The organism is Paracoccus zhejiangensis, assembly GCF_002847445.1.
Classification (GTDB): domain Bacteria; phylum Pseudomonadota; class Alphaproteobacteria; order Rhodobacterales; family Rhodobacteraceae; genus Paracoccus; species Paracoccus zhejiangensis.
The window spans coordinates 862,657-887,535 of the sequence record NZ_CP025430.1 but is presented as its reverse complement, the minus strand read 5'-3'; the positions used below and the strand labels follow the sequence as shown (position 1 = coordinate 887,535).

At 65.7% G+C, this 24,879-nt stretch carries 22 protein-coding genes, 1 tRNA gene and 1 pseudogene; 11 read left to right on the top strand and 13 right to left on the bottom strand.

Features of this window, described 5'->3' with window-relative positions; all coding sequences use genetic code 11:
• Window positions 1-4 precede the first annotated feature (4 nt).
• The 3 genes from dnaG to CX676_RS04455 form a co-directional block, all read right to left on the bottom strand.
• Window positions 5-1,930 (bottom strand): DNA primase, encoded by a 1,926-nt coding sequence (dnaG, locus tag CX676_RS04465; protein WP_101751553.1) that lies wholly within the window; start codon window positions 1,928-1,930, stop codon window positions 5-7.
• Between the two features lie 112 nt (window positions 1,931-2,042).
• Window positions 2,043-2,960: a sugar kinase gene (locus CX676_RS04460; protein WP_332872944.1), complete on the bottom strand. Its 918-nt coding sequence runs from the start codon at window positions 2,958-2,960 to the stop codon at window positions 2,043-2,045.
• Window positions 2,961-3,076: 116 nt separating this feature from the next.
• Window positions 3,077-3,661 (bottom strand): TetR/AcrR family transcriptional regulator, encoded by a 585-nt coding sequence (locus CX676_RS04455; RefSeq protein ID WP_101751551.1) that lies wholly within the window; start codon window positions 3,659-3,661, stop codon window positions 3,077-3,079.
• A 62-nt stretch (window positions 3,662-3,723) separates the two neighbouring features.
• Here CX676_RS04455 and CX676_RS04450 point away from each other — a divergent pair, with 62 nt between their 5' ends.
• The 3 genes from CX676_RS04450 to CX676_RS04440 are packed head-to-tail and all read left to right on the top strand — an operon-like array spanning window position 3,724 to window position 5,696.
• Window positions 3,724-4,080 carry a hypothetical protein gene (locus tag CX676_RS04450; protein WP_101751550.1) on the top strand — a complete coding sequence of 119 codons (357 nt, stop codon included), beginning with the start codon at window positions 3,724-3,726 and terminating at the stop codon, window positions 4,078-4,080.
• Window positions 4,081-4,092: 12 nt separating this feature from the next.
• A complete protein-coding gene (locus CX676_RS04445) occupies window positions 4,093-5,256 on the top strand; it encodes an alpha-hydroxy acid oxidase (protein ID WP_101751549.1) in 1,164 nt (387 codons plus the stop codon).
• Window positions 5,256-5,696, top strand: a complete 441-nt coding sequence (locus CX676_RS04440; protein ID WP_101751548.1) for an acyl-CoA thioesterase — start codon at window positions 5,256-5,258, stop codon at window positions 5,694-5,696. Before CX676_RS04445 ends, CX676_RS04440 begins: the two co-directional genes overlap by 1 nt.
• On the opposite strand, the gene CX676_RS04435 is transcribed toward CX676_RS04440, so the two are convergent.
• The gene (locus tag CX676_RS04435; protein ID WP_101751547.1) at window positions 5,687-6,853 is read right to left on the bottom strand and encodes an MFS transporter; all 1,167 of its coding nucleotides are present in this window, start codon (window positions 6,851-6,853) and stop codon (window positions 5,687-5,689) included. The two genes, CX676_RS04440 and CX676_RS04435, sit on opposite strands and share 10 nt — an antisense overlap.
• Window positions 6,854-6,953: 100 nt before the next feature.
• Between CX676_RS04435 and CX676_RS04430 the strand changes: the two genes are divergently transcribed.
• From CX676_RS04430 to gluQRS, 3 genes are all read left to right on the top strand, one after another.
• The gene (locus CX676_RS04430; RefSeq protein ID WP_101751546.1) at window positions 6,954-7,586 is read left to right on the top strand and encodes a 50S ribosomal protein L25/general stress protein Ctc; all 633 of its coding nucleotides are present in this window, start codon (window positions 6,954-6,956) and stop codon (window positions 7,584-7,586) included.
• A 138-nt stretch (window positions 7,587-7,724) separates the two neighbouring features.
• Window positions 7,725-9,062 carry a methylenetetrahydrofolate--tRNA-(uracil(54)-C(5))-methyltransferase (FADH(2)-oxidizing) TrmFO gene (trmFO, locus tag CX676_RS04425; protein ID WP_101754134.1) on the top strand — a complete coding sequence of 446 codons (1,338 nt, stop codon included), beginning with the start codon at window positions 7,725-7,727 and terminating at the stop codon, window positions 9,060-9,062.
• Window positions 9,044-9,889, top strand: a complete 846-nt coding sequence (gene gluQRS / locus CX676_RS04420; RefSeq protein ID WP_101751545.1) for a tRNA glutamyl-Q(34) synthetase GluQRS — start codon at window positions 9,044-9,046, stop codon at window positions 9,887-9,889. Before trmFO ends, gluQRS begins: the two co-directional genes overlap by 19 nt.
• 8 nt (window positions 9,890-9,897) lie before the next feature.
• Here gluQRS and hisI read toward each other — a convergent pair whose 3' ends face one another.
• Window positions 9,898-10,257 (bottom strand): phosphoribosyl-AMP cyclohydrolase, encoded by a 360-nt coding sequence (gene hisI / locus CX676_RS04415; protein WP_101751544.1) that lies wholly within the window; start codon window positions 10,255-10,257, stop codon window positions 9,898-9,900.
• A 66-nt stretch (window positions 10,258-10,323) separates the two neighbouring features.
• Here hisI and CX676_RS04410 point away from each other — a divergent pair, with 66 nt between their 5' ends.
• A complete protein-coding gene (locus CX676_RS04410) occupies window positions 10,324-10,761 on the top strand; it encodes an iron-sulfur cluster assembly scaffold protein (protein WP_101751543.1) in 438 nt (145 codons plus the stop codon).
• 331 nt (window positions 10,762-11,092) lie between these two features.
• Here the strand turns inward: CX676_RS04410 and recG are convergent, their stop codons facing one another.
• From recG to sciP, 4 genes are all read right to left on the bottom strand, one after another.
• Complete coding sequence (gene recG / locus CX676_RS04405) at window positions 11,093-13,210, bottom strand: ATP-dependent DNA helicase RecG (protein ID WP_232816582.1); 2,118 nt, start codon at window positions 13,208-13,210, stop codon at window positions 11,093-11,095.
• A complete protein-coding gene (ligA, locus tag CX676_RS04400) occupies window positions 13,186-15,459 on the bottom strand; it encodes an NAD-dependent DNA ligase LigA (protein ID WP_101751542.1) in 2,274 nt (757 codons plus the stop codon). Before ligA ends, recG begins: the two co-directional genes overlap by 25 nt.
• A 413-nt stretch (window positions 15,460-15,872) precedes the next feature.
• A complete protein-coding gene (gene ctrA, locus CX676_RS04395; protein WP_101751541.1) occupies window positions 15,873-16,583 on the bottom strand; it encodes a response regulator transcription factor CtrA in 711 nt (236 codons plus the stop codon).
• A gap of 97 nt (window positions 16,584-16,680) precedes the next feature.
• The gene (gene sciP, locus CX676_RS04390) at window positions 16,681-16,956 is read right to left on the bottom strand and encodes a CtrA inhibitor SciP (RefSeq protein WP_101751540.1); all 276 of its coding nucleotides are present in this window, start codon (window positions 16,954-16,956) and stop codon (window positions 16,681-16,683) included.
• Between the two features lie 167 nt (window positions 16,957-17,123).
• Here sciP and mnmA point away from each other — a divergent pair, with 167 nt between their 5' ends.
• Complete coding sequence (gene mnmA / locus CX676_RS04385) at window positions 17,124-18,296, top strand: tRNA 2-thiouridine(34) synthase MnmA (RefSeq protein ID WP_101751539.1); 1,173 nt, start codon at window positions 17,124-17,126, stop codon at window positions 18,294-18,296.
• On the opposite strand, the gene CX676_RS04380 is transcribed toward mnmA, so the two are convergent.
• A complete protein-coding gene (locus CX676_RS04380) occupies window positions 18,268-18,678 on the bottom strand; it encodes a SufE family protein (RefSeq protein ID WP_101751538.1) in 411 nt (136 codons plus the stop codon). The two genes, mnmA and CX676_RS04380, sit on opposite strands and share 29 nt — an antisense overlap.
• 140 nt (window positions 18,679-18,818) lie before the next feature.
• Here CX676_RS04380 and CX676_RS04375 point away from each other — a divergent pair, with 140 nt between their 5' ends.
• Window positions 18,819-19,325 carry a hypothetical protein gene (locus CX676_RS04375; RefSeq protein ID WP_232816581.1) on the top strand — a complete coding sequence of 169 codons (507 nt, stop codon included), beginning with the start codon at window positions 18,819-18,821 and terminating at the stop codon, window positions 19,323-19,325.
• A 34-nt stretch (window positions 19,326-19,359) separates the two neighbouring features.
• Here the strand turns inward: CX676_RS04375 and CX676_RS04370 are convergent, their stop codons facing one another.
• The gene (locus CX676_RS04370; protein WP_101754131.1) at window positions 19,360-20,751 is read right to left on the bottom strand and encodes a GSCFA domain-containing protein; all 1,392 of its coding nucleotides are present in this window, start codon (window positions 20,749-20,751) and stop codon (window positions 19,360-19,362) included.
• 133 nt (window positions 20,752-20,884) lie between these two features.
• Between CX676_RS04370 and CX676_RS04365 the strand changes: the two genes are divergently transcribed.
• Together CX676_RS04365 and CX676_RS04360 are read left to right on the top strand one after the other, a co-directional pair.
• Window positions 20,885-20,974 (top strand) — tRNA-Ser (locus CX676_RS04365).
• A 125-nt stretch (window positions 20,975-21,099) separates the two neighbouring features.
• Window positions 21,100-22,311, top strand: a complete 1,212-nt coding sequence (locus CX676_RS04360; protein WP_101751537.1) for a tyrosine-type recombinase/integrase — start codon at window positions 21,100-21,102, stop codon at window positions 22,309-22,311.
• Here CX676_RS04360 and istB read toward each other — a convergent pair.
• Both istB and istA read right to left on the bottom strand, forming a co-directional pair.
• A complete protein-coding gene (gene istB / locus CX676_RS04355; protein WP_101751536.1) occupies window positions 22,306-23,100 on the bottom strand; it encodes an IS21-like element helper ATPase IstB in 795 nt (264 codons plus the stop codon). The two genes, CX676_RS04360 and istB, sit on opposite strands and share 6 nt — an antisense overlap.
• Window positions 23,090-24,594, bottom strand: a pseudogene (istA, locus tag CX676_RS04350) (IS21 family transposase). The gene istB and the pseudogene istA overlap by 11 nt, the downstream one beginning before the upstream one ends.
• Window positions 24,595-24,879 lie beyond the last annotated feature (285 nt).

Sequence of the window (24,879 nt, the reverse complement as noted above, 5' to 3'; positions counted from 1 at the left end):
CGGCCTATTTGCGGCCTTTGCGCCAAATCTCCGCGGCAACGAAGGCGTTGAGCTGTGCCGACAGCTCGTCGCGGTCCTCGCCCAGATCCGAGCTATCCTCCATCTCGGGGTGCTCGGCTCGCTGCCGCGCACGGGTGATCTGCGTGACCCGCCAGGTCAGGCCCTCATCGGCCTCGCCGGTGATCTCGGCCTCGGCCCGCACCAGTTCGGTCCGCGCCGCCCGCCTTGCGTCCAGCCGGTCCAGCGTGTGGTTCAGGATCGCCTCGGATTTCTCCAGATCCTCGGGGTCGACCATCGCCGGGATCAGGCCCAGATGGGCGTCGGCCCGAAGGCTGTCAAGGGCGCGGGCCCCGGCCTCGCTGCGGCTGCCGGCCAGAAGGTCATGCAGCAGCGCGGCGCGGTCGGGATCGGCGGGCATCATCCGTTCCAGCCGCGCCTCGATCCGCTCGACCAGCGTCGGGGCCATGCCGCAGCGCAAGAGGATCTCGCCCTCCAGAATGGCCTCGCCGGCATCGCGGCTGACGAAGACCGAGGCACGTGTCTGGGCAAGCGCCGGCTCCGAGCCCGAACGGCCCTTGCGGTCGCCCTGCCAGCCACCGCCCTTGCGGCCGCCCTGCCCGGCGCGATCACCTTTTGCCGCGCGGGCGGCCCCGAAAAGCTCTGACCGCTTGTCGCGGATGACGGCGGCGTAATGGGCGCGGGTCGATTCGTCGGCGATTCGGGCGATGGCCTGACGCAGCGCCTGATCCAGCGCCGCCCGCCGCTCGGGGCTGTCGAACACCTTGCCCTCGGTCTCGCGCTGCCACAAGAGATCGACCAGCGGCCGGGCCTGCGCCAGAACCTCGGTCATCGCCCCCGGCCCCTGCGCACGGATCAGATCGTCAGGATCCTGCCCCGGCGGCAGCACGGCAAAGCGCAGCGCCTGCCCCGGCCCGGTCATCGGCAGCGCCAGATCGATCAGCCGCATGGCCGCCGCCTGCCCGGCCTTGTCGCCATCCAGCATGATCACCGGCTCGGGCGTGATCCGCCACAGCATCTGCAACTGATCCTCGGTGATCGCCGTGCCAAGCGGCGCCACCGCACCTTGAAAGCCCGCGCGCTCCAGCGCGATCACGTCCATATAGCCCTCAGCCACCAACAGCGGCGCGCCCTTGGCCACGGCCGAGCGCGCCGGTCCGCCATTGTAGAGATTGCGGCCCTTGTCGAACAAAGGGTTCTGGGTGCTGTTGAGGTATTTGGCCTGCGCATCCGCCGCCAGCGCCCGCCCGCCAAAGCCCACCAGCTTGTCGCGCAGGTCGCGGATCGGGAACATGATCCGGCCGCGGAAGCGGTCATAGGGCGGGCGTCCGCCCTCGGGCTGGATCGACATGCCGGATTCGACGATCAGCGCCTCGGGAATGCCCTTCTCGCGCAGATGCGCGGTCAGCGCGGTCCGCTGGTCGGGGGCAAAACCGATCTCGAAGCGTTCGATCGCCGCCGCATCCAGCCCGCGCCGCGCCAGATAGTCGCGCGCCTCGGCGGCCTGTGCGGTCTGCAGCTGCATCCGGTACCAGCGATTCGCTGCCTCGGTCACCTCGAACAGCTTGCTGCGGTGATCGGTGCGTTCGCGCGCGCGGGGATCGGCCTCGGGCACGGCCAGCCCGGCCTCGTTCGCCAGCACCTTCACCGCATCCATGAAGTCGAGCCCGTCCAACTCGCGCAGGAAGGTCAGCGCATCGCCTTTGGCCTGACAGCCGAAGCAGTAGTAAAACCCCTTCTGGTCGTCGCAATGGAAGCTGGCGGATTTCTCCTGATGGAACGGGCAAGGCGCCCACCAGTCGCCGCGCGCCTGGTTGGACTTGCGCTGATCCCAAACCACGCGCCGCCCGATGACACGGGAGATCGGCACGCGGTTGCGCAGCTCGTCTAGAAAACCGGGAGGCAGACTCATGGCCTAATTATCGGGACCCGGACGGGCGCAGGCAAGGGGGGCAAATCGGGCACGCGGGCGCGGATGTCTCCGCCCCCGCTGCAGGCTCTGCACAGCCGCCGCTGGCTGCGGCTCAGTCGGCGCTGGCCAGAAACACCTCGACTGCCTCGCGCCGCGGCATCGGCTCGATGGCGCCGTAATTCTGCGTCGCCAGCGCCGCCGCCGCATTGGCATAGCGGGCGGCTGCGAAGGGATCATCCCCCGCCGCGATCCGCGCGAGGAAGGCGCCGTCATAGGTGTCGCCCGCTCCGGTTGCGTCCACCGCCTTGACCTTGCGCCCGGCCACCCGCTCGCGCCGCTCCGGCGTGGCAACCAGCGAGCCCTGCGCCCCCAGCGTCAGCGCCACGATCTTCGCCCCGAGACCGAGGTAGAAATCGGCGATGGCATCGGGATCGCTGAGCCCGGTCAGTTGCTCGGCATCGTCCATCCCCGGCAGCGCGATATCGCATTCCGCCATGCCGGCATGGATCACCGCCCGCGCCCGCGTCAGTGGCCAAAGCTTCAGCCGCAAGTTGCTGTCATAGGAGACCATGCCGCCCGCCGCCTTCACCGCCGCCATGGCCGCAAAGACCGCATCTGCCGCGCTGGTCGAGATCGCCTGGCTGATGCCCGAGACATGCAGGATTTTCGTCGCCGTCAGCGCGTCCTGCGGCAGATCGGCCGGCCCCATCCGGCTCGCCGCCGAACCGGCGCGCAGATAGCTGAATTCATGCCCGGCCGGGCCATGGGTGACGAAATAGATGCCGGTATGGGCCTCGGCCACCTGCCGAACGGTCGAGGTATCGACGCCCTCGGCCTCCCAGAGCCGCAGGAACGAATCGCCAAAGCTGTCCTTGCCCAGATGGGTCAGCATCCCCACCCGCGCACCCTGCCGCGCCGCGGCCACGGCGCAATTGGCGGTGTCACCGCCATGGCCGGCGCGATAGCTGCCATCGGGCTGCTGGTTGAACTCCATCATCGGCTCGCCCAGACACAGGATATCGACGCCCATTCGCATTTCCCCCTCGCTTGCCCCCGCGTCATCCGCAGGCGCTGTTGGCGCTATCTAGCGAAGCCATCCCCGGGGCGCAGCCCCAAACAGGACCGGCACGGCAAGTTTTTCGCGCCTCACGCGCCCACCGAGCCCTTGGCCAGTCCCCAATAGACATCGCCGATCCGCTCGCGGTCCAGCCGGCCACCGGCGCGGTACCAGTTCGTCACCGCCGTCAGCATCCCGATCAGCGCCATGGCGCTGAGCCGGCTATCCTCGACCTGCATCGCGCCAGAGGCCTGCCCGTCGCGCAGGATCAGTTCAAGTCCGGACTCATATTTCCGCCGCATATTGCTGATCTGGCGATAGTTTTCTTCGGTCAGGTTGCGCAACTCCATGTAGGACAGGAAAACCGCGTCGCTGTGGTCAAGGCTGTCGGCGATGTGGAAGCGCACGAAGCGCTCCAGCCGCGCCAGCGGCGGGGCGGCGGGATCGTCCCGCCAACTGTCCAGCAGCCGCGCCATATGCGACTGCATCAGGTCGAACAGCAGTGCCTGCTTGTCGGGGGTATAGGCGTAAAGCGCGCCGGCCTGCACGCCGACCTCGCGGGCGATTTGTCGCATCGAGACCGCGGCATAGCCGTGCCGCGCGAACAGGCGCAGCGCCGCCTCGCGGATCAGCGGTCCGGTAATCTCTGCGCGGGAACCTTGTGTACGTGCCATGCCCCTTAATGCTGCGGCGCGGCCCCGTTGTGAACCCCCGACGGCCAGCGTAAGGTGCCGCCATGTTGCGCGCCCTTACCCTGATCTCGCTTGGCCTTCTGGCCGGTTGCACCGATGGATCGGAGGATTATCCGCGCCTCTTGCCGACCCAGCAGATCCTGGCCGAGCCCACCCTGCCCGACCATGCCGAACCCGCCGCGACCAGCGATGCGCCGGTGCGCAATGCGGTCGAGGGACAGGGTTCCGTCACCCGCAATGCGGCGGACGCCATTCCCGATCCGGTCGACAACGCCGCGCTGAGCGCCCGCGCCGCCGACCTGCGCCGCCGCGCCGAGGCGCTGCGCAACCAGACCACTGAAGGCGACGCGGCCTGCCCCACCGGCAGCACCGCGCCCGATTGCCCACAACCCGCTCCCTAAGGATCGATTTCCATGCCCGTGATCACCTGTATCGAGGACCTCAAGCGCCTGCACCGCGCCCGCACGCCCCGGATGTTCTACGATTACGCGGAATCGGGCAGCTATACCGAACAGACCTTCCGCGAGAACACCACGGATTTCGCCGATATCCGCCTGCGCCAGAAGGTGGCGGTGGACATGACCAACCGCACAACCGAAAGCACCATGGTCGGCTTGCCGGTGAAGATGCCCGTGGGCCTTGCCCCGGTCGGCATGACCGGGATGCAGCACGCCGATGGCGAGATCTTGGCGGCCAAGGCGGCCGAGAAATTCGGCGTGCCCTTCTGCCTCTCGACCATGTCAATCTGCTCGATCGAGGATGTGGCCGAAAACACCACCAAACCCTTCATGTTCCAGCTTTATGTCATGAAGGATCAGGATTTCCTTGCCAACATGATCGCCCGCGCCAAGCAGGCCAACTGCAGCGCGCTGGTCCTGACGCTGGACCTGCAGATCCTCGGCCAGCGGCACAAGGACCTGAAGAACGGCCTCTCCGCCCCGCCCAAGCTGACGCTGCCGGTGATGATGGATCTGGCGACCCGCTGGCGCTGGGGTCTGGGGATGCTGGGCACCAAGCGGCGCAGCTTTGGCAACATCGTCGGCCATGCCAAGGGCGTGGGCGACATGTCGAGCCTGTCCAGTTGGACCTCCGAGCAGTTCGATCCGCAGCTTGACTGGGACAAGGTCGCCAAGATCCGCGACATGTGGGGCGGCAAGCTGATCCTGAAGGGCATTCTGGATGCCGAGGATGCGCGCATCGCCGCCGATTTCGGCGCGGATGCGATCGTTGTCTCGAACCACGGCGGGCGGCAGCTGGACGGTGCGCTGAGCTCCATCCGCATGCTGCCCGAGATCGTCGAGGCAGTGGGCGACAAGGTCGAGATCCACTTGGATAGCGGCATCCGCTCGGGCCAGGACGTGCTGAAGGCGCTGGCACTGGGGGCGCACGCGACCTGGATCGGGCGCGCCTTCATCCACGGGCTTGGCGCCATGGGCGAGGCCGGCGTGACCAAGGCGCTGGAGGTGATCCACAAGGAGCTGGACATCACCATGGCGCTGTGTGGCGAGCGTGACGTGAAGAACATCGGCCGCCATGATGTCCTGCTGCCGCAGGGCTTCAGCGGGACCTACAGCTGATGGCGGCGGCCCGGCGCGAGCCGCCCGCCCTGTCGGACTTCCCGCTGCAGTCCTTTGAAAAGCTGCGCTATTCCGATACCGACCGTCTTGGCCATGTGAACAATGCCGTGTTCAGCACCATGCTGGAAACCGGCCGGGTCGACTTCCTGCTGGCCGGCGAGACGGCCTTGAACGCGCCCGGTTCGGTCTTCGTCATCGCCCGGCTGGAGCTTGACTATCTGGCCGAGGTCACGTGGCCCGGCAATGTCGATATCGGCACGGGTGTCCTTTCGGTCGGGCGCAGTTCCATGACGCTTCGTCAGGCGCTGTTCCAGCATGGCCGCTGCGTCGCCGACGCCACGACCGTGCTGGTGCAGATGAACGAGGAGACCCGCCGCCCGCAGCCGCTGACCGACGCGGCGGTCACGCGGCTGAACGGGCTGACAGTTCCTCAGGCCTGAGCCTCGACCCGGCGCAGGCGCTGCGCCAGAAGCCAGAGACAGGGCAAGATCGCCGCGACCAGCACGGCGATCAACCCGAAGGCCACGCGCAGGCCAAGGTTCTCGCTGACCAGGCCCATGACCGGCGGGCCGATGAAGAAGCCGGTAAAGCCGATCATCCAGGCCCGCGCGATGGCGCTGGCGCGCTGGCTGTGCGGCACGGTGCGCCCGATCAGGCTGTTGGCGGTCGGCACGACGACGGCGACGCCCAGCCCCAGCGCAGCGGCGCCGACCAGTGCCAGCCCCAGCCCCGGCGCGAAGGCCAGAAGCAGCGCGCCGATGGTGGCGAAGATGACCGAGACCGCGATCAGCCGCACCTCGCCCAGCATCACCGCCAGCCATTGCCCGGCCATCCGCGCGATACCCATCGACAGGGCAAACATGGCGGGACCGAAGGCGCCCAGCCCGCCCTCGGCCTCCAGCGTGCGTTCGATATGGATGGCGGCCCAGCTTTCGGTGCCGTTCTCGGCCAGGAAGCACAGCCACAGGATCGCGGCGCCCGGCAGCACGATCAGCCAAGGCGCGGCGATGCCACCCTTGGCCCCGTCTTCCTCGTGATCGGCCAGACGCGGGCGGCGGCGGCGCATCAGCGGCACCAGCGCGAAGATCGCCAGCGCAACCACGATGACGGTCACGCCATGGCTGACGCCCAGTTGCCGCGCCACGCCCATCAGGCCGGCCGACAACGCCAGCGCGAAGGAAAACAGCGCGTGGTTCAGGTTCATCAGCGAATGCCCCACCCGCGCCTCGATTTCCGAGATGCGGATGTTCGAGAGGATGTCGCAGAAGGACATGGTCATGCCCAGAAGCAGCAGCACCAGCCCCAGCTCCCACCGCGACGCGATCCACGCCGGGAACAGCGCCACAACGGCCACCGCGAGGCCGCTCGCGGGCAGAAGACCGTGGCCGAAATGGTTGCGCAAGCGCGGCGCCAGCGACATCGCGGTCATGCCGCCCACCGCCGACAGCATCATCAGCGCGCCGAACTCTGCATCCGAGACACCGGTGCGGCTCTTGATATCGGGCAGCCAGCCTGCGAAAGCACCCCAGAACAAGCCAATGGCGACCAGACCTGCGGCCGGCGCGCGCGAATCGCGAAGATCACCCAGAAAGCCCATTTTCAACCTTTTCAAACAGACGCCGCCGCGCTATAGGCCCGGCTTCGGTCGTGCACCCTTGGAGGACGGCCGCGATAACGTCAATGTAAGGAATAAAGCAATGGCCAAAGAGATCCCTGATCTGGTGGCCGAGGCACGCACGGGGTCAGGCAAGGGGGCCGCCCGTCAAGCTCGCCGTAACGGCAAGGTGCCCGGTATCGTCTATGGTGACCACAAGGACCCGGTCGCCGTCCAGTTCGACTTCAACACCCTTCTGACCCAGCTGCGCGCCGGTCGCTTCATGTCCACCCTGTGGAACCTGAAGGTCGAGGGCCAGGACGACGTTCGCGTCATCTGCCGCGGCGTCCAGAAGGACGTGGTGAAGGACCTGCCGACGCATATCGACTTCATGCGCCTGCGTCGCACCTCGAAAGTGAACCTGTTCATCCCGGTCGAATTCATCAACCAGGACAAGTGCCCCGGCCTGCGCAAGGGCGGCACGCTGGTGACGGTTCGCAACGAGATCGAGTTGATCGTGACCGCGGGTGACATTCCCGATCACGTCACCGTCGACCTGAGCGGTCTGGAAGTCGGCGACGGCATCCATGTCAACGACATCACCCTGCCGGCCGGTTCGAAGCCGACCATCGACCGCAACTTCGCCATCGCCAACATCGCCGCACCCTCGGCGCTGCGTTCGGGCGGTGATGATGCGGAAGAAGCTTCGGACGAAGCCGAGGAAACCGCCGAATAATCGGTTCCCGCAGCTTCTGCGGAGACCGTCGGACGGAAACGGGCGGCCCATCACGGGACCGCCCGTTTTGATTTTGGCAGGCTTGCGATGCGTGATCCGCATTGCTACCTGACCCGCAAGCAGATCGAAGGATGCCCCATGGACCCCGTTCACATCATCGGCGCCGGATTGGCAGGCTCGGAAGCCGCCTGGCAGATCGCCCGCGCCGGCGTGCCCGTGGTGCTGCACGAGATGCGCCCGCAGGTGGAAACCTTCGCCCACAAGACCGGCGATTGCGCCGAGATGGTCTGCTCGAACAGCTTTCGATCCGATGATGACGAGATGAACGCCGTGGGCCAGCTGCATTGGGAAATGCGCGCGGCGGGTGGGCTGATCATGTCCATGGCCGACCGCCACCGCCTGCCCGCCGGTGGCGCGCTGGCCGTCGACCGCGACGCCTTTTCCGCCGCCGTGACCGAGGCGCTGAGGGCCGAACCGCTGGTCAAGATCGTGCCGGGCGAGATCCGCGACCTGCCCGACAGCGGCAACTGGATCGTCGCCACCGGACCGCTGACCTCGGACGCGCTGGCGGGCTCGATCCGCGGGCTGACCGGGACCGAGGCGCTGGCCTTTTTCGACGCCATCGCCCCCATCGTCCATGCCGAGACCATCGACATGTCGGTGGCCTGGGAGCAGAGCCGCTATGACAAGGGCGAGACCGAGGCCGAACAGCGCGCCTATATCAACTGCCCGATGACCAAGCCCGAATACGAGGCCTTCATCGACGCGCTGCTGGCCGCCGACAAGACCGAGTTCCGCGAGGGCGAAACAGCGGGCTATTTCGATGGCTGCCTGCCGATCGAGGTGATGGCCGAGCGCGGGCGCGAAACCCTGCGCCACGGGCCGATGAAGCCGGTCGGGCTGACAAATGCCCATAACCCGACCGAAAAGGCCTATGCCGTCGTCCAGCTTCGCCGGGATAACGCCTTGGGGACGCTTTATAATATCGTCGGATTTCAGACCAAGATGAAATACGGCGCGCAGACCGAGGTGTTCCGGATGATCCCGGGGCTGCAGAATGCCAGCTTTGCCCGGCTCGGCGGCATCCACCGCAATTCCTTCCTCAATTCGCCGACGCTGCTCGACGACCGGATGCGCCTGCGCGCGCGGCCGAACCTTCGCTTTGCCGGGCAGGTCACCGGGGTCGAGGGCTATGTCGAAAGCGCGGCAATGGGGCTTCTGGCCGGACGCATGGCCGCCGCCGAGGCCAAGGGTGCCGATCTCGCGCCGCCCTCGGGCAATACCGCCATGGGCGCGCTGATCCATCACATCACCGGCGGCGCCGAGGCCAAGACCTTCCAGCCGATGAACGTAAATTTCGGCCTCTTCCCGCCGCTTGACGAGATGCGCGGCGGCCGCAAGGGCCGCAAGGACCGCTATCCGGCCTATACCAACCGCGCCAAGGACGACTTCCGCGCATGGCTGGCGGCGCAGTAACCCGCTTCGCCCCCTCGCCCACGGGTCTCTTGCATCTGGGCCATGCCTATGCGGCGCTGGTGGCGCAGCGCGAGGCCGGGCCGGGGCAGTTCTTGCTGCGCATAGAGGATATCGACCGCGAGCGCTGCAAGGCAGAGTTCGAGACGGCAATTTATGACGACCTGCAATGGCTGGGCCTCGACTGGCAACAGCCGGTGATGCGCCAGTCCGACCGCATGGCCGCCTATCAGGACGCGCTGACCCAACTTTCGCCGCTCACCTATCCCTGCCGCTGCCGGCGCGGCGATATCCGTGCGGCGCTGTCAGCCCCGCAGGAAGGCGCGCTGCCCGCTGGCCCTGACGGGCTGATCTATCCCGGGACCTGCCGCCATCGCCCCATGTCCGATGTGGGCGAGGAAGACGTGATCCGGCTCGATGTGGCGCGCGCCTTCGAGGCACTGGGGACCCATCGCCTCGCTTTCCGCGACCGCGAGATCCTGCTCGGCGAGGATCACGTCCTGACCCGCGACCAGTTCCTTGATGGCATCGGCGATGTGATCCTGTCCCGGCGCGGCATGGGAACGTCCTATCACCTCGCGGTGGTGGTGGATGATGCGGCGCAGGGGATTACGCTGGTGACGCGCGGCAAGGACCTTTTCGATTCCACCTGGATCCATGTGCTGCTGCAGAAGCTGCTGGGGCTGCCGACGCCGCTCTATCACCATCATCGCCTGATCCGCGACGATGCCGGCAAGCGGCTGGCCAAGCGTGACGACGCGCGCGCCATTCGCCACTATCGGGAAGATGGCGCGAGCCCGCAGGACATTCGCCAGCTGCTCGGCCTCTGAGTCCCGGCCTAAGCCCCTGCCATCGGCGACATGATCTCGACCTCGCCCCCGTCCCGCACTGCGCGGTAGAAGCAGCTGCGCCGGTTGGTGTGACAGGCCGGGCCGGCCTGATCGACGATGACGAGCAGCGTGTCGCGGTCGCAATCGACCCGCATCTCGATCAGCCGCTGGTGGTGGCCGCTGGTCTCGCCCTTGACCCAGTAATCCTGCCTCGAGCGCGACCAGTAGGTCACCTTGCCGGTCGCGAGCGTACGCCGCACGGCCTCGGCATTCATCCAGGCCAGCATCAGCACCTCGCCCTCGGGCGATTGCGCGATGGCGGGAATCAGCCCGTTGGCGTCATAGGTCAGGCTTTCGGCGTCGAACATCGGCTTTCCTTTCGCGGACCGGCTCCCTATCTAGGAGGAAAGCCGACGATCTTCCACCGGGGTTCCATGTCCGACAGCGACCTGATGCAGCTTTATTCGCGCCGGATCCTGGCGCTGACCGCTGCCCTGCCCCATGCCGGCCGGCTGAGCGCGCCGCAGGGCACGGCCATGCGCCGCTCGCCGCAATGCGGGTCCTCGGTGACGGTGGATGTGGTGGTCAGCGACGGGACGATCAGCGATTTCGCACAGGAGGTGCGGGCCTGCGCCTTGGGTCAGGCCTCGGCCTCGGTTCTGGGCAGCGCCGTCATCGGCCGCAGCCGGGACGAGATCGCACATACGCGCGAGGCGCTTCATGCGATGCTGAAACAGGCCGGCACCCCGCCCGATGGCCCCTTTGCCGAGCTCGAGGCGCTGCTGCCCGCCCGCGACTATCCCAATCGCCATGCCTCGATCCTGCTCGCATGGGATGCGGTGCTGGCAGCGATGGACGAAGCCGCCGCCTGACTTTCCAGAACCCGGAACAAGAAAAAACCGGCCCCTGCCAGGGCCGGTCAAGTTGCGCGTGCGGGTGGGGAACCGAGGAGATGCACAGGCGAGCACATCTGCTGCAAGCAACGCGGGGCAGAAAATCGGGGAACAGGGTCAGCCCTGCAGGATGGCAGGCAACCACAGGACGACAAGCGCGGTCACCGACAGCGCGGCGATACCGATCACATCACTGAACATTTCACGGGTCATTGTGCGTCCTCCTGTGGTGTTGCTTGTTTGTTCTCATATCGCCGGGGCGAAGTAAAGAACTTTCTGAGAACATCCGAGGGCGGGGGACCGGAACAGCTTAGCCGACCCCGATCAGCCGCACCGCCTTATCCTGTTCCATGAGCCACAGAAGCGTGCGGATCGCCTGTCCGCGCAGGGTTTCCATCTGGGGATCCAGCTCCAGAAAGGCGCGGGCATCCTGCCGCGCCACCGCCATCAGCCCTGCCTGGTGTTCCAGGTCGGCGATGCGGAAACGCGGCAGACCGGATTGAGCGGTGCCGATCATGTCACCGGCGCCACGCATCTCCAGATCGGCCTCGGCGATGCGGAAGCCGTCCTCGGTCTCGCGCAGGATCTCCAGCCGCTGCTGGCCGCTTTCGGTCAAGGGCGGGTGGTACATCAGCACGCAGGTCGAGGCGCCCTGCCCCCGGCCCACCCTTCCGCGCAGCTGGTGCAATTGCGCCAGACCGAAATTCTCGGCCCGCTCGATCACCATGATCGTCGCCTCGGGCACGTCGACGCCGACCTCGATCACCGTGGTCGCCACCAGGATCCGCGCCCGCCCGGCCGAGAAATCCGCCATGGCGGCATCGCGCTGATCGGGCGGCATCTGGCCATGGACCAGCCGAACCTCGTCACCGAAGACCGCGCGCAGCGCCTGGAACCGGGCATCGGCGGCGGTCAGGTCGACCAGCTCGCTTTCCTCGACCAAGGGGCAGACCCAATAGGCCCGCGCGCCCTTTTCCAGCGCCGCGCGCAGCCGGTCCACCACTTCCGAGAGCCGCTGGTCCGAGATCATCACCGTGATAATCGGCTGGCGGCCCGGCGGCTTCTCGTCCAGCACCGAGATGTCCAGATCGCCGAATTGCGTCATCGCCAATGATCGCGGGATCGGCGTCGCCGTCATCACCAGCACGTCGGGCGGGATATCGCCCTTGGCCGACAGTTCCAGCCGCTGCGCCACGCCGAAGCGATGCTGTTCGTCGATGATGGCAAGGCGAAGATCATGAAACTCCACATCCTTCTGGAACACCGCATGGGTGCCGATCAGGATGTCGATGCGCCCCTCGCACAGATCCTCGAGCAGTTGCGCGCGCAGCTCGCCCCGGTCGCGCCCGGTCAGCGCCGCCAGCCGTATGCCTGCAGCCCGGGCCAGCGGTTCCAGCGCCCGTGCATGCTGGCGGGCGAGGATCTCGGTCGGGGCCATCAGCACCGCCTGCCCCCCGGCCTCGACAGCGATCAGCGCGGCGAGCATGGCGACCAACGTCTTGCCCGCGCCCACATCGCCCTGCAGCAGACGGTTCATCCGCTGCGCGCTGCCCATGTCAGCGGCAATCTCGGCCACGGCGCGGGCCTGTGCCCCGGTCGGTGGCCAGGGCAGTTGCGCCAGAACCTTGTCGCGCAGATGGCCGTCGCCCACCGTCTCGCGCCCGCGCTGCCGCCGCCGGTCGCGGCGCAGCAGGGCCAGCGTCATCTGATGGGCGAAGAATTCGTCATAGGCCAGCCGCTCGCGCGCCGGGGCCGAGGGCGAAAGGTCCGCCGGTGATTGCGGGTCATGCGCCTGAGCCAGGGCCTCGCGCCAGCCGGGCCAGTTGCGCGACTTCGCCAGTTCGGGGTCGATCCAGTCCGGCAGGTCGGGCGCACGGTCCAGTGCCGCCTCGGCGGCCTTGGCCATGACCCGCTGCGTCAGCCCGGCACTCAGCGGATAGACCGGCTCGAATTCCGAGGGCAGCGCCTCGGTCTCGCGCAGGATGTGATCGGGATGAACCATTTGCAGCATCCCGTCGAACAGCTCGACCTTGCCGCTGACGATGCGCCGCTGGCCGACCGGCAACTGCCCCTCGATCCAGTCGCGGCGGGGGTGGAAGTAAACCAGCGTCAGGTCGTTCGGCCCATCGCTGCACACCACCCGCCAGGGCCGCCCGCGTCCGCTTGGCGGGTTGTGGCGGGTCACGGTCACGGCGACGGTGATGGTTTCCGGCGCCCGCGCCTCGGAGAGATGTTCCAGCCGCCGCCGCCGCACGCCGCTGCTGGGCAGGGTCAGGATCAGGTCGCGCGGGCGTTCGATGCCCAGCTGCGCCAGCGCCGTCGCCGCCTTGGGGCCGACCCCGGGCAGGGTATCGGCAGCGGCAAACAGCGGGAACAGAACCGGCGGGCGGCCCTTGGGCGGGGTCATCGCCCCGCGATCCGCAGCCATTCATCCTCGTCGATGACGGTGACGCCAAGCGCGGCGGCCTTGGTGGCCTTGGACCCGGCCCCCGGCCCGGCGATCAAGAGGTCGGTCTTGGCGCTGACCGAGCCCGCCACCTTGGCCCCCATCGCCTCGGCCCGTGCCTTGGCCTCGGCCCGCGTCATCTTTTCCAACGTGCCGGTAAAGACCAGCGTCTTGCCGCTGATCTCGGTCGCCTCGGAACTGGCAGCCTCGGCGGGCAGCACGGTCAGTTCCTTCGCCAACGCGTCAATCACCTCGCGCTCGCGCGGCTGGTCGAAGGTGGTGACCAGCGAGCCGGCCACGACCTCGCCGATGCCGTCGATGCTGACCAGATCCTCCCAGGCTGCCCGCGCGCCCTCGGGCAGCGGCGGGTCGGTCGCCCAGACCAGATCGCGGGTCTCCTTCAGCCGGGCGCGGCGGCCCTGATCGGCGGCGGCGGCGCGTTCGGCAGTCACCGCCTCGTCGGCCTGAACGTGGCGATGCGCGGCGGGCGCGGCGGCGGTCAGCGCCGCGCTCAGCGCCTCCCATGTGCCGAAATGTCGGGCCAGAGTCGCCGCCGCCACCTCGCCCACATGCCGAATACCAAGCGCAAAAAGAAGCCGCGCCAAGGGAATACGCCGCTTTTCCTCGATTGCCTCGAAGAGTTTCTGCGCCGACCGCTCGCCGAAACCATCGCGGTTCTTCAGCTTGGTCAGGTTCCCCGCATCGCGCTTGGCCAGCGTGAAAATCTCCGCCGGCTGGCGGATCGGCAGCTGGTCATCGCCAAAGAACATCTCGACCTGCTTGGCCCCCAGCCCTTCGATATCGAAGGCGGCGCGGCTGACGAAATGCTTCAGCTTTTCCACCGCCTGCGCCGGACAGATCAGACCGCCGCTGCAGCGGCGCACGGAATCGCCCGGCTCGCGCAGCGCGTCCGAGCCACATTCCGGGCAGGTCTCGGGGAAGTGATAGGGCTGGCTGTCCGCCGGGCGGCGCGACAGGTCGACATCGGCGATCTTGGGGATCACGTCCCCCGCGCGATAGACCATCACCCAGTCGCCCGCCCGAATGTCGCGACCCTCGCGGATCGGCGCGCCGGTGCTGTCGCGCCCGGCGATGTAATCCTCGTTGTGCAGCGTCGCGTTCGACACCACCACCCCGCCCACCGTCACCGGCTCCAGCCGCGCGACCGGCGACAGCGCCCCGGTTCGGCCGACCTGGATGTCGATGCCGTTGAGCCGCGTCCATGCGGTCTCGGCGGGGAATTTATGCGCGATGGCCCATCTGGGCGTGGTCGAGCGGAACCCCAGCCGTTCTTGATAGCCCAGTTCGTTGACCTTGTAGACCACGCCGTCGATGTCATAGCCCAAGGTCGCGCGCTGCTGTTCGATCTCGCGCCAGGTGGCGACCATCTCGGCGGCGCTGGCGCAGAGCCGGGTCAGCGGGTTGGTCTGGAAGCCCATCTCGGCCATGCGCGCGACCGCGCCCATCTGCGTCTCGGCCAAGGGCGCGGACATCTCGCCCCAACTATAGGCAAAGAAGCGCAGCGGACGGGCGGCGGTGATCGCCGGGTCCAGCTGGCGCAGCGAGCCGGCGGCGGCATTGCGGGGATTGGCAAAGGTGCGGCCCGACTCGCTGGCGTTCAGACGGGCGAAATCCTCGTGCGACATGTAGACCTCGCCGCGGACCTCGAGGATCGCGGGCGGGGCGCCGGTCAGTATCTCGGGAATATCGGCGATGGTGCGGGCATTGGCGGTGACGTTCTCGCCCACGCTGCCATCGCCCCGCGTCGCCGCCTGCACCAACCGGCCATCCTCGTAGCGCAGGGACAGCGACAAGCCGTCGATCTTCGGCTCGGCGGTGAAGGCCAGCGGCGCGCTGGCGGGCAGGCTGAGGAAGCTGCGGATGCGGGCAGTGAAATCGTCGATCTCTTCCGCCGCGAAGGCGTTTTCCAGCGACATCATCCGCCGGGCATGGGTGATCTTGCCGAAGCCTGCCGACGGCGCCGCCCCCACCTGCCCGGTCGGGCTGTTCTCCACCACGAGATCTGGAAAGGCGGCCTCCAGCGCGGCCAGCCGGCGCTTGCGGGCGTCGTAATCGGCATCGCTGAGCGTCGGCGCGTCCTTTCCGTGGTAATCCTCGTTGGCCTGCCGCAAGGCCGCCGTCAGCGCGGCCATCTCTGCCCGGGCGCTGTCGGAATCGAGCGATTCGACTTCGGCACTCTCGCCGGTCTGGGCAGTCTTCGGATCGGTCATCTGTCTCGCGGTCCCCGTCACCATGCTTCTCGCGCCAAGCTGACCGACAGCGCCGCGCGCCGCAAGAGCCACGGCCCCGTCCTTGCCGGCCCCATCTTCTCCGGACCGATCTTCGCCGGCCTGCCGCGCAGAGGACAGCCTGACGCGCTGCAAACACACATGCATCCGGCATCGCTTTCCCCGGAGCAAAGGAAAGGACCGGATGCATGGGTGATAGCGGCGGGCGGGACGGATTGTCCAGCCGGGTCCGGGCAAGTGGACCGGCCCGGGTACCGCGATCAGCCTTGGCTGTGAGTGGTGGTCAGAATGATTTTGGCAGGGGGGTGCCGAAAGGAAACAAGGCCGGGTCGGAAGGATCGCCGCGTGACCGCGGCACTCAGGTTCGGCGGGCCCCGGAGGGGGACCGCTTGCGACTAGAGCCCGACCGCCAGCCGTTCCTCGTTGCCCGGGGCCGGATCGCGCAGCACATAGCCGCGACCCCAGACGGTCTCGATGTAGTTCTCGCCGCCCAAGGCATCCGACAGCTTCTTGCGCAGCTTGCAGATGAAGACATCGATGATCTTCAACTCGGGCTCGTCCAGCCCGCCATAGAGATGGTTCAGGAACATCTCCTTGGTCAGGGTGGTGCCCTTGCGCAGGCTCAGCAGCTCGAGGATCTGGTATTCCTTGCCGGTCAGGTTCACCGGCTTGCCGTTCACCGCGACCGAACGGGAGTCGAGGTTCACCACCAGCTCGCCGGTCTGGATCACCGCCTGGCTGTGACCCTTGGAGCGGCGGATGATGGCCTGGATGCGGGCCACCAGTTCCTCGCGGACAAAAGGCTTGGTCATGTAGTCATCGGCGCCGAAGCCGAAGCCGCGCAGCTTGCTTTCGGTATCGTCCGAACCGGTCAGGATCAGGATCGGCGTGTCGATGCGCGACAGGCGGATATGGCGCAGCACCTCCATCCCGTTCATGTCGGGCAGGTCCAGGTCCAGCAGGATCAGGTCATAGTCATAGAGTTTCGCCAGATCGACGCCCTCTTCGCCCATATCGGTGAGGAAGACATTGTAGTTGGCGGCAGTCAGCATCAGCTCGATCGCGCGCGCGGTGCTCGGCTCGTCCTCGACAAGTAGGATTCGCATTCTTGATCAGTCCCAATTCAGCTTTGGTGCGGATACCGACTATGCAGAGCAATCGTTAATATACCGTTACTAGCTGGAATTGACGCCAATCCTCAACCTATGAGTGTCTGAACTTCTGCAATGAAGTGACCTTGAGGCCCGATTTGCCGTAACGTTCCACGGCCAGAACCCAACTGTCGAACTCCTCCCCGCTGAGTTGATAGCGTTGGATCACCTCTTCGCGACTCAGCAGGCCGGCAGCGACGGCATTCACCACGGCGGCCTTGCGGCTGGCGACCCATCGGGTCTGGTCGGCGGGCAGATCGGCGATGGACAGGATGCTGCCGTCCTTCAGGGTAACGGTGCGCGGGCGCGAGGTCTTGCGGATGAACATTCGGTCTTTCTCGGTTGTCGTGACCCGGACCTTGCACCGATAGACTTAATGTGAGGTTACCAACTCTTGAAAATCAGGCCGCGGGAGCTTGAGATTGAGGTCTATATTCCTATATTTCGAGCGATTCCCCGTGGCTCTTTGCCGCGGCAGGCCCGAACAGGACACCCATGAGCACCGCAGTTCACGCGCCCGAGACGGCGACCGAGACCCCATTGAACAGCCTCGGCTTTGCCAAACCGCCCAGCCAGACAAGGGTTGTCGTGGCCATGTCGGGCGGCGTCGACAGCTCTGTCGTGGCGGCAAAACTGGCGCGCGAGGGCTATGACGTGATCGGCGTGACGTTACAGCTCTATGATCACGGCGCGGCGCTGGCCAAGAAGGGCGCATGCTGCGCCGGACAGGATATCCATGACGCCCGCCGCGTGGCCGAGCGCATGGGCTTTCCGCATTACGTCCTGGATTACGAGAACAAGTTCCGCGAATCGGTGATCGACGAATTCGCCGATGCCTACCTCTCCGGCGCGACCCCGGTGCCCTGCATCCGCTGCAACGAGCGGGTGAAGTTCCGCGACCTTCTGGAAACCGCGCGCGAACTGGATGCCGATTGCATGGCGACCGGCCATTACATCCAGCGCAAGGACGGCGCGGCCCGAGCCGAGTTGCACATGGCCGCCGATCCGAACCGCGACCAGAGCTATTTCCTGTTCTCGACCACACAGGAGCAGCTGGATTTCCTGCGTTTCCCCCTGGGTCACCTGGAAAGCAAGGCCGAGACACGGGCGCTGGCCGCCGAGTTCGGCCTCTCTGTCGCCGACAAGCCCGATTCGCAGGATATCTGCTTCGTCCCCAACGGAGACTACGCCGCTGTCATTGAAAAACTGCGCCCGGGCGCGGCCGATCCGGGCGAGATCGTCGATCTGGCGGGCAATGTGCTGGGCCAGCATCGCGGCGTCATCCATTACACCATCGGCCAGCGCCGGGGCTTGGGTATCGGGGGCTTGGGCGATCCGCTTTACGTGCTGCGGCTCGAGCCCGAGACGCGCCGGGTGATCGTTGGACCGAAATCCGAGCTGGCGACCAAATTCGTTCCGGTGGGCGAGGTGAACTGGCTGGGTGACGAGGCCTTCGAGGGCGAGATCCATTGCGATGTCCGCATCCGCTCGACCCGGCCGCCGCGACCGGCGATCCTGCGCCCCCTTGGCGGGCGCAAGGCCGAGATCGAGCTTCTGGACCCCGAGGAAGGCGTCAGCCCCGGCCAGGCCTGCGTCTTCTACGCCTCGGGCGACAGTCGCGTGCTGGGCGGCGGCTGGATCACTGTTCAGCGGCGGAAAGCAGCCTGATCCGTTCGACCATCGCGCGCAGCCCGTTCGAGCGCTGCGATGACAGGTGTTCATCCAGCCCCAGCCGAGCCAGCTCGGCCTGCGCGTCGATCTGGCCCACCTGCCCCAACGGTACGCCGGAATAGAGCGCGTGCAGGATGGCGATCAGCCCGCGCACGATCATCGCATCGCTTTCTCCCTGGAAGTCGAAGATGCCGTTCTCGACCCGCGGCATGATCCAGACCTGGCTGGCGCAGCCCTCGACCTTGGTGGCCGGCACGCAGAGCGCCTCGTCCATCGGCGGCATGGCGCGGCCAAGCTCGATCACATGGCGGTAGCGATCTTCCCAGTCATCGAGAAAATCGAAGGTCTCGGCGATCTCTTCAAAGGCGGCAGTGGCCATGCAGGAATTCCTTTCAGGGGCTAGGTGGGGTTAACCCGCCCGCCCCGCAAGGTCAAAGAGGCTTTCGCAAGCCCCGGCTTTCGCCTATCAATCTGTCCGAACACCCGGCGCACACGGGGCCAGAGACGAGGGATGGTGAGATGAAACGAGTGACTTTGCCCTTGCTGATGGCGTCGCTGGTGCTGGCCGGCTGCGGCGGCCGGTTCAGCGACAGCGGCTGGAACCCGCTTGGCTGGATGGGCGGAGGCGAGACCGCATCGACGCTGGAGCCCGAAGGGGGCTACGCCACCGTCAATGCCGATGCCCGCCCCAGCATTCCCGCCATCACCGGCGCCCGTTGGGAGGTGCTGAACGAGGGCCGGCTGCTGATCGCCACCGGCATTGGCCCGACCAAGGGCTATTGGCAAGCCGCGCTGGTGACCGAAGCGCCCAGCCCCTCGGGCCGGATCACGCCCGACCCCGATGGCACCTTGCGCCTGCGCTTCGTCGCCCTGCCGCCGCGCCCCGGCAGCCCGGAATCGCAGATGGCGGCGCGTCCCGAGACGGATTCGATCAATGTCGCGCTGACGCTGTCGTCAAACGTGCTGGCTGGGATCGAGCAGGTCCAGATCACCGGCGCGACCAACACGGTTACCCTGCGCAAGTAACCCGGGGCGCGCCCTTTGCCAGGGCGCGCGCGGCTCAGGCCACCTGGTCGCGGAATTCGGCGCGGTCGGGAAAACGTGCGGCATGACGCGCCATCAGCTCGTCCTGCAGCTCCTGGCGGCGCAGCGGACGCAGAAGCCGGATCATCCGTTCCAGCGGCCAGGGCCGGTCGGGCGCCAGCGCATGAACCTGTTCCAGCACGGCATATTCCTCGGGAACCTGGCGCTGCGACCGATGCATCGCGGCCTTCTGCAACAGCAGGTCGGGATGGGCGTCGGTCACCGCCGCGTTCTCGGCAAACAGCGCCGCCATCTTGTCCCATTCCTCGAGCTTCAGCATCAGCTTGGCCGTCGACATGATCGCCGCCGGGGTCAGTCCCTCGGCCGCGGTCGGGGCCGCCGCCCCTGCCCCGTTTGCATCGGCTTCGGCCTTGGCCTGCGGCTGGTGCGCCGGCGGGAAATAGGTCGAGATCACGCTCGACATGATCCGCGCAACCAGGTCCGGGTTCACGTGGCGGTAATCGTTCCGCGACCAGGCGATGGTCGGGTTCGACAGCGTGACGAATTCGTAAGAGGGGAAGTAGTCGACCTCGGGCACCTCGGTCACGAACTGTTCCAGCACCGCACGCTGCACCGATTTCGAATAGGCATTGGCCACCAGCACGTCGACATCGCGGAAGGTCGCCAAGAGCGGCACCGGCGAGACCGTCATCAGCATCTTCAGCGGCTTCTCGCGGTGCTTTTTCAGCAGCGCGTAAAGCTCGTGCAGGGTCTCGAGGATCTCGGCATAGCCGAGCACGCGGAAGTTGAACCGCTCGGGCTGGGCGCGCAGCACCTCGATCGGCGGGATGACGTTCAGGTAGATGCCAAGCTCGTTGTCAAACCAGGTCTCGACATAGCCAAGCGTGATGATGATGACATCGGCATCCTTCACCTGCGCCATCGCGTCGAGATAGAGGTGGCGGAAGGCCAGCACCTGGTCCAGCGGGTAATCCAGCCGCGACTGGCCCAGCTGCGCATCGAAATAGGGCGCGCCCCCGGCACTGGGATAAAGCACCTTCTCCCCCGGGAAGGTGTCCCGCTCCAGCGCCCATTTCAGCTCGTTATAGATCGAGTGGATCGAGTACTTGTTGAAGAAGTTCGCCGCCTCGCCAATGCTTTCGCCGACCTCACCAAGGTCGAAATCGCGACTGAGCACGGTCATGCCGTTCTCGATCAGCGCCGCCTCGACATTGCGGGCAAAGCACGAACCGATGGTGAAGACGGTATCCGTGGGCATGATCTGGAAACTGGGCTTCGCCTGCGGCCAGGCCAGCGGATAGAGCCGCTCGGCCCCCTGGTCAGGCGAAGGATAGCGCCGCAGCCGATTGCGCCGCGCCAGCCCGAAAGCCTCGTTGGCGGAAACATCAAGAATGTGTTTGCGTTCCATCTTCTCAACCTGCACGACGTCCGACCCCAAGACTTTCACCAGCTTTCGCGGGGGGGTGCAAGGCAAGAGGCTGGTTAACGCGCCCCATGAGCCCATTGCCACCGCCGCCATCACGCGCTAATCCGCCCGCACCGGAGGAGTGGCAGAGTGGTTTAATGCACCGGTCTTGAAAACCGACGTGGGTGAAAGTCCACCGTGGGTTCGAATCCCACCTCCTCCGCCAATTCATTGGCCCGACAGGGTCGAGCATACGGCAAACCACCATATTTCAATGGATTGCCATCCGATCGCCCAGCATTTAGCGTCAAAGCACCCTCCCGAGGTGTGGGGTAAAATGTGGGGTGAGAAATGACCGTCTCTTCTGTCAACGAGGGCCGCGGCGGCAAGCAGCCCGGGCCGCATGTCGAAAAAAGACTCAATGCGGCTTTCGTGAAGAAGGCTCCGCCTGGACGGCACACTGATGGCGGCGGCCTTTATCTTCAAGTAGATGGGTCTGGTGCACGCCGATGGATTCTGCGGGTCGTGGTCCATGGGGTGCGGCGCGACCTCGGCCTTGGCTCTGCGAATGTGGTTTCTCTCGCCGATGCGCGCGACAAGTCTCATGAAATGCGCCGCCTGATTGCGGCGGGCGGCAATCCGAAGGTGCGCAGGCGTGAGAATGAAGGCAGGGCGACGACGTTCGCGGAACTCGCGAAGCGGGTCCATCACAGCAAGTTCAAGGACAACAAATCCAATGGAAAACATGTCGCCCAATGGATCAAAACGCTTGAAACCTATGCCTTCCCTGTCCTGGGCGACCTCTCGGTCGAAGATGTAAGTCAGGACGACATCGAGCGCGTGATTGATCCAATCTGGACGACCAAGCCCGAGACCGCGCGCCGGGTGCTTCAGCGCATCAAGACGGTATTCGATCATGCTTGTGGCCGGGGTCTTCGGTCGCGGGGGAATCCGACGACAGGCATGCGCGGGCTGATGCGCAAGCAAGGCGATCAGGTTAAGCACTTCGCAGCCATCGACTTCATGGAGATTGACCGGCTTTTCTCGACGTTCAAAGACTCCAATGATGTCGGCGCGCTTGCTCTTCTCTTCACGCTGTTCACCGCATCCCGATCCGGCCCGGTGCGCGCCGCCACTTGGTCCGAGATGGACGCAGGACTCGAAATCTGGTCGATCCCTGCCGAGAAGATGAAGACCAAGAAGGAGTTCATGGTCCCGCTGTCCATCCCTGCTCGCGACGTTCTATTGCGAGCGCAAGAACGGCGGACCAATGGCAGCGATCTGGTTTTCCCGTCTCCGTCGAAGCCGAAGAACATGATCAGCGAAAATACTATGCGCAAACTGTTGCAGACGATTTTCCCTGGCTCGACTGTCCATGGCCTTCGATCCACTTTCCGAACATGGGTGACCGAGATCATCAGGGTGGATCAGGATGTTGCAGAACTGTGTCTCGCGCATTCGCTTGGAGGAAAGGTTGAACAAGCTGTTGATTTCCACCCAGAACTGACCCGGGTTTTCCATCGAGAATTGACCCACCTTGAGATTATGTTGGTCGGGTCATGACCGGGTCAAGACATCAGAGGTCTCCTTCTTTTTTCTGGTCGCAGCAGCCGAGCTTGCCTTGAAGCGGAAGCTGTCATTGCCGGTTTCCAGGATGTGACAGCGGTGGGTCAGGCGATCGAGTAGCGCGGTGGTCATCTTGGCATCGCCAAAGACCGTCGCCCATTCGCTGAAGCTGAGATTGGTGGTGATGATGACGCTTGTGCGTTCGTAAAGCTTGCTCAGCAGGTGAAAGAGCAATGCGCCGCCTGATGCGCTGAACGGCAGGTATCCCAACTCGTCCAGGATCACGAGATCCAGCCGCATCAGGGTTTCAGCCAGTTGGCCGGTCCTGCCTCTCGCTTTCTCCTGCTCGAGCGTGTTGACCAGTTCTATGGTCGAGAAGAACCGGACCTTACGGCGATGATGCTCGATGGCCTGAATGCCAATGGCGGTTGCGACATGGGTCTTCCCGGTGCCTGGGCCGCCGATCAGGACAATGTTCTCGGCGCCGCCCATGAACTCGCAGCGATGCAGCTGGCGCACAGTCGCCTCATTGACTTCGCTGGCCGAGAAGTCGAAGCCTGACAGGTCCTTATAGGCGGGAAAGCGGGCGATCTTCATGTGATAGGCGACTGAGCGAACTTCTCGCTCGGCCATTTCGGCCTTCAGCAGTTGGGTGAGGATCGGCACGGCGCTTTCGAAGGCTGGTGCGCCTTGCTCGATCAGATCGGTGACGGCTTGCGACATGCCATGCATCTTGAGGCTGCGGAGCATGATCACGATGGCGCCGCTGGCAGGATCATGACGCATGGCGGCCTCCGGTCATGTGCGCGCGCAAGCCATCATAGCGTTCGACATTGGCCTTGGGCTCTCGGCGCAGATGCAGAGCCTGGGGCGTGTCGATGGGTGGTCCGTCGGTCTTTCCGTCGATCAGGCGGTGCAAAATGTTCAGCACATGGGTCTTGGTCGCGACGCCCTCGGACAGGGCAAGTTCGACCGCGGTCAGCACCGCTTGCTCGTCGTGATGCAGGACCAAGGCCAGGATATCGACCATCTCGCGATCACCGCCAATCCGCCGTAGCATCTGCTCCTGCAGCCGTTTGAAGGCAGCGGGCAACTCGGCAAACGGGGCTCCGTTGCGCAGGGCACCGGGTTTGCGCTGGATGACGGCGAGGTAATGCCGCCAGTCGTAGATGGTGCGCGGCGGCAGGTGGTGCGAGCGCTCGATCACCCGCTCATGCTCGCACAAAATCTGCCCTTCGGCGGCAATGACCAGGCGCTCGGGATAGATCCTGAGGCTCACAGGGCGATTGGCAAAAGACGCCGGCACGCTGTAGCGATTGCGCTCGAAGCTGATCAGGCAGGTCGGTGAGACGCGCTTGCTTTGCTCGACAAAGCCATCGAAGGCAGGCGGCAGGGCCATCAGCGCGGCCTGCTCCTCGGTCCAGGCATCGGCGATGCTGCCGGCACGGGTTCCATGTGGGATCTCCCGCCACAGTTCCATGCAGCGCTGCTCCAGCCAGGCGTTCAGGGCTGCCAGGTCCGGGAAGTTGGGCATTGGCTGCCACAGCCGCGGGCGCGCATCCTGGACGTTCTTCTCGACCTGTCCCTTCTCCCAGCCCGACGCCGGATTGCAGAATTCCGGCTCGAAGACATAGTGATTGGCCATGGCGAGGAAGCGCATATTGACCTGACGCTCCTTGCCGCGGCCAACGCGATCCACAGCGGTCCTCATGTTGTCGTAGATTCCCCGCCCAGGAACGCCGCCGAAGACGCGAAAGCCATGCCAATGGGCGTCGAACAGCATCGTCAGCAGATAGGCCGGCTGTGTGACAGCTTGATATGGGCGACTTGCAGCTTGGTGCGTTCTCCGCCCAACACCGCGTAATCCTCGCTCCAGTCGAACTGGAAGGCCTCCCCCGGGCGGAAGGCCAGCGGCACGAAGGTACCGCGTCCCGTGGTCTGCTGCTCGCGTTGCCGGTCGGCGCGCCAGTCACGAGCAAAGGCGGCGACGCGATTGTAGGAACCGGTATAGCCGAGCGCGACCAGATCGGCGTAGAGTTGCTTCAATGTCCGGCGCTGCTTGCGCGACTTCGTCGTCTCAGTCTTCAGCCAAGCCGCGAGCTTCTCGGCGAACGGATCGATCTTGCTCGGGCGCTCAGGCACCGAGAACTTCGGCTCGATCGTGCCCGCGTTCAGATACTTCTTGATGGTGTTCCGAGATAGCCCGGTCCGGCGGGCTATCTCGCGGATCGGCAGCTTCTCACGCAGCGCCATCCGCCGGATGATATTCAAAAGTCCCATGTGGATCACTCCGTTGCTCCCCGCCGCTGATCGCGTTGGGGAAGGGTCACATGGGTCAAATCTCAATGGAAATTACGCGCCAACCCGGGTCAGTTCTGGGTGGAAATCAACAAAGTACGGGTACTGATCGCGCCGCACTACAATCTCTTCCTCGACCTTTGGATTAAGCCGTCCGCGGTCGAGGTGGCATGGCAGTGTCGGCTTCCCCGTTGGGCGAGCACGGTCTCGCTGCTGCAGCTAACGACCACTTTCCGCCTTTAATGTTCACAGTAATGCCCTAAGATC

Coding starts and splice junctions, on each gene's coding strand:
- CX676_RS04375 (WP_232816581.1), top strand. CDS start 18,819: ATGAAACGAGTGACTTTGCCCTTGCTGATGGCGTCGCTGGTGCTGGCC.
- sciP (WP_101751540.1), bottom strand. CDS start 16,956: ATGTTCATCCGCAAGACCTCGCGCCCGCGCACCGTTACCCTGAAGGAC.
- hisI (WP_101751544.1), bottom strand. CDS start 10,257: ATGTTCGACGCCGAAAGCCTGACCTATGACGCCAACGGGCTGATTCCC.
- istB (WP_101751536.1), bottom strand. CDS start 23,100: ATGCGTCATGATCCTGCCAGCGGCGCCATCGTGATCATGCTCCGCAGC.
- CX676_RS04455 (WP_101751551.1), bottom strand. CDS start 3,661: ATGGCACGTACACAAGGTTCCCGCGCAGAGATTACCGGACCGCTGATC.
- CX676_RS04440 (WP_101751548.1), top strand. CDS start 5,256: ATGGCGGCGGCCCGGCGCGAGCCGCCCGCCCTGTCGGACTTCCCGCTG.
- dnaG (WP_101751553.1), bottom strand. CDS start 1,930: ATGAGTCTGCCTCCCGGTTTTCTAGACGAGCTGCGCAACCGCGTGCCG.
- CX676_RS04410 (WP_101751543.1), top strand. CDS start 10,324: ATGTCCGACAGCGACCTGATGCAGCTTTATTCGCGCCGGATCCTGGCG.
- CX676_RS04380 (WP_101751538.1), bottom strand. CDS start 18,678: ATGGCCACTGCCGCCTTTGAAGAGATCGCCGAGACCTTCGATTTTCTC.
- mnmA (WP_101751539.1), top strand. CDS start 17,124: ATGAGCACCGCAGTTCACGCGCCCGAGACGGCGACCGAGACCCCATTG.
- recG (WP_232816582.1), bottom strand. CDS start 13,210: ATGGCTGCGGATCGCGGGGCGATGACCCCGCCCAAGGGCCGCCCGCCG.
- CX676_RS04360 (WP_101751537.1), top strand. CDS start 21,100: ATGACCGTCTCTTCTGTCAACGAGGGCCGCGGCGGCAAGCAGCCCGGG.
- trmFO (WP_101754134.1), top strand. CDS start 7,725: ATGGACCCCGTTCACATCATCGGCGCCGGATTGGCAGGCTCGGAAGCC.
- CX676_RS04450 (WP_101751550.1), top strand. CDS start 3,724: ATGTTGCGCGCCCTTACCCTGATCTCGCTTGGCCTTCTGGCCGGTTGC.
- ctrA (WP_101751541.1), bottom strand. CDS start 16,583: ATGCGAATCCTACTTGTCGAGGACGAGCCGAGCACCGCGCGCGCGATC.
- gluQRS (WP_101751545.1), top strand. CDS start 9,044: ATGGCTGGCGGCGCAGTAACCCGCTTCGCCCCCTCGCCCACGGGTCTC.
- CX676_RS04430 (WP_101751546.1), top strand. CDS start 6,954: ATGGCCAAAGAGATCCCTGATCTGGTGGCCGAGGCACGCACGGGGTCA.
- CX676_RS04445 (WP_101751549.1), top strand. CDS start 4,093: ATGCCCGTGATCACCTGTATCGAGGACCTCAAGCGCCTGCACCGCGCC.
- CX676_RS04460 (WP_332872944.1), bottom strand. CDS start 2,960: ATGGGCGTCGATATCCTGTGTCTGGGCGAGCCGATGATGGAGTTCAAC.
- CX676_RS04435 (WP_101751547.1), bottom strand. CDS start 6,853: ATGGGCTTTCTGGGTGATCTTCGCGATTCGCGCGCGCCGGCCGCAGGT.
- CX676_RS04370 (WP_101754131.1), bottom strand. CDS start 20,751: ATGGAACGCAAACACATTCTTGATGTTTCCGCCAACGAGGCTTTCGGG.
- ligA (WP_101751542.1), bottom strand. CDS start 15,459: ATGACCGATCCGAAGACTGCCCAGACCGGCGAGAGTGCCGAAGTCGAA.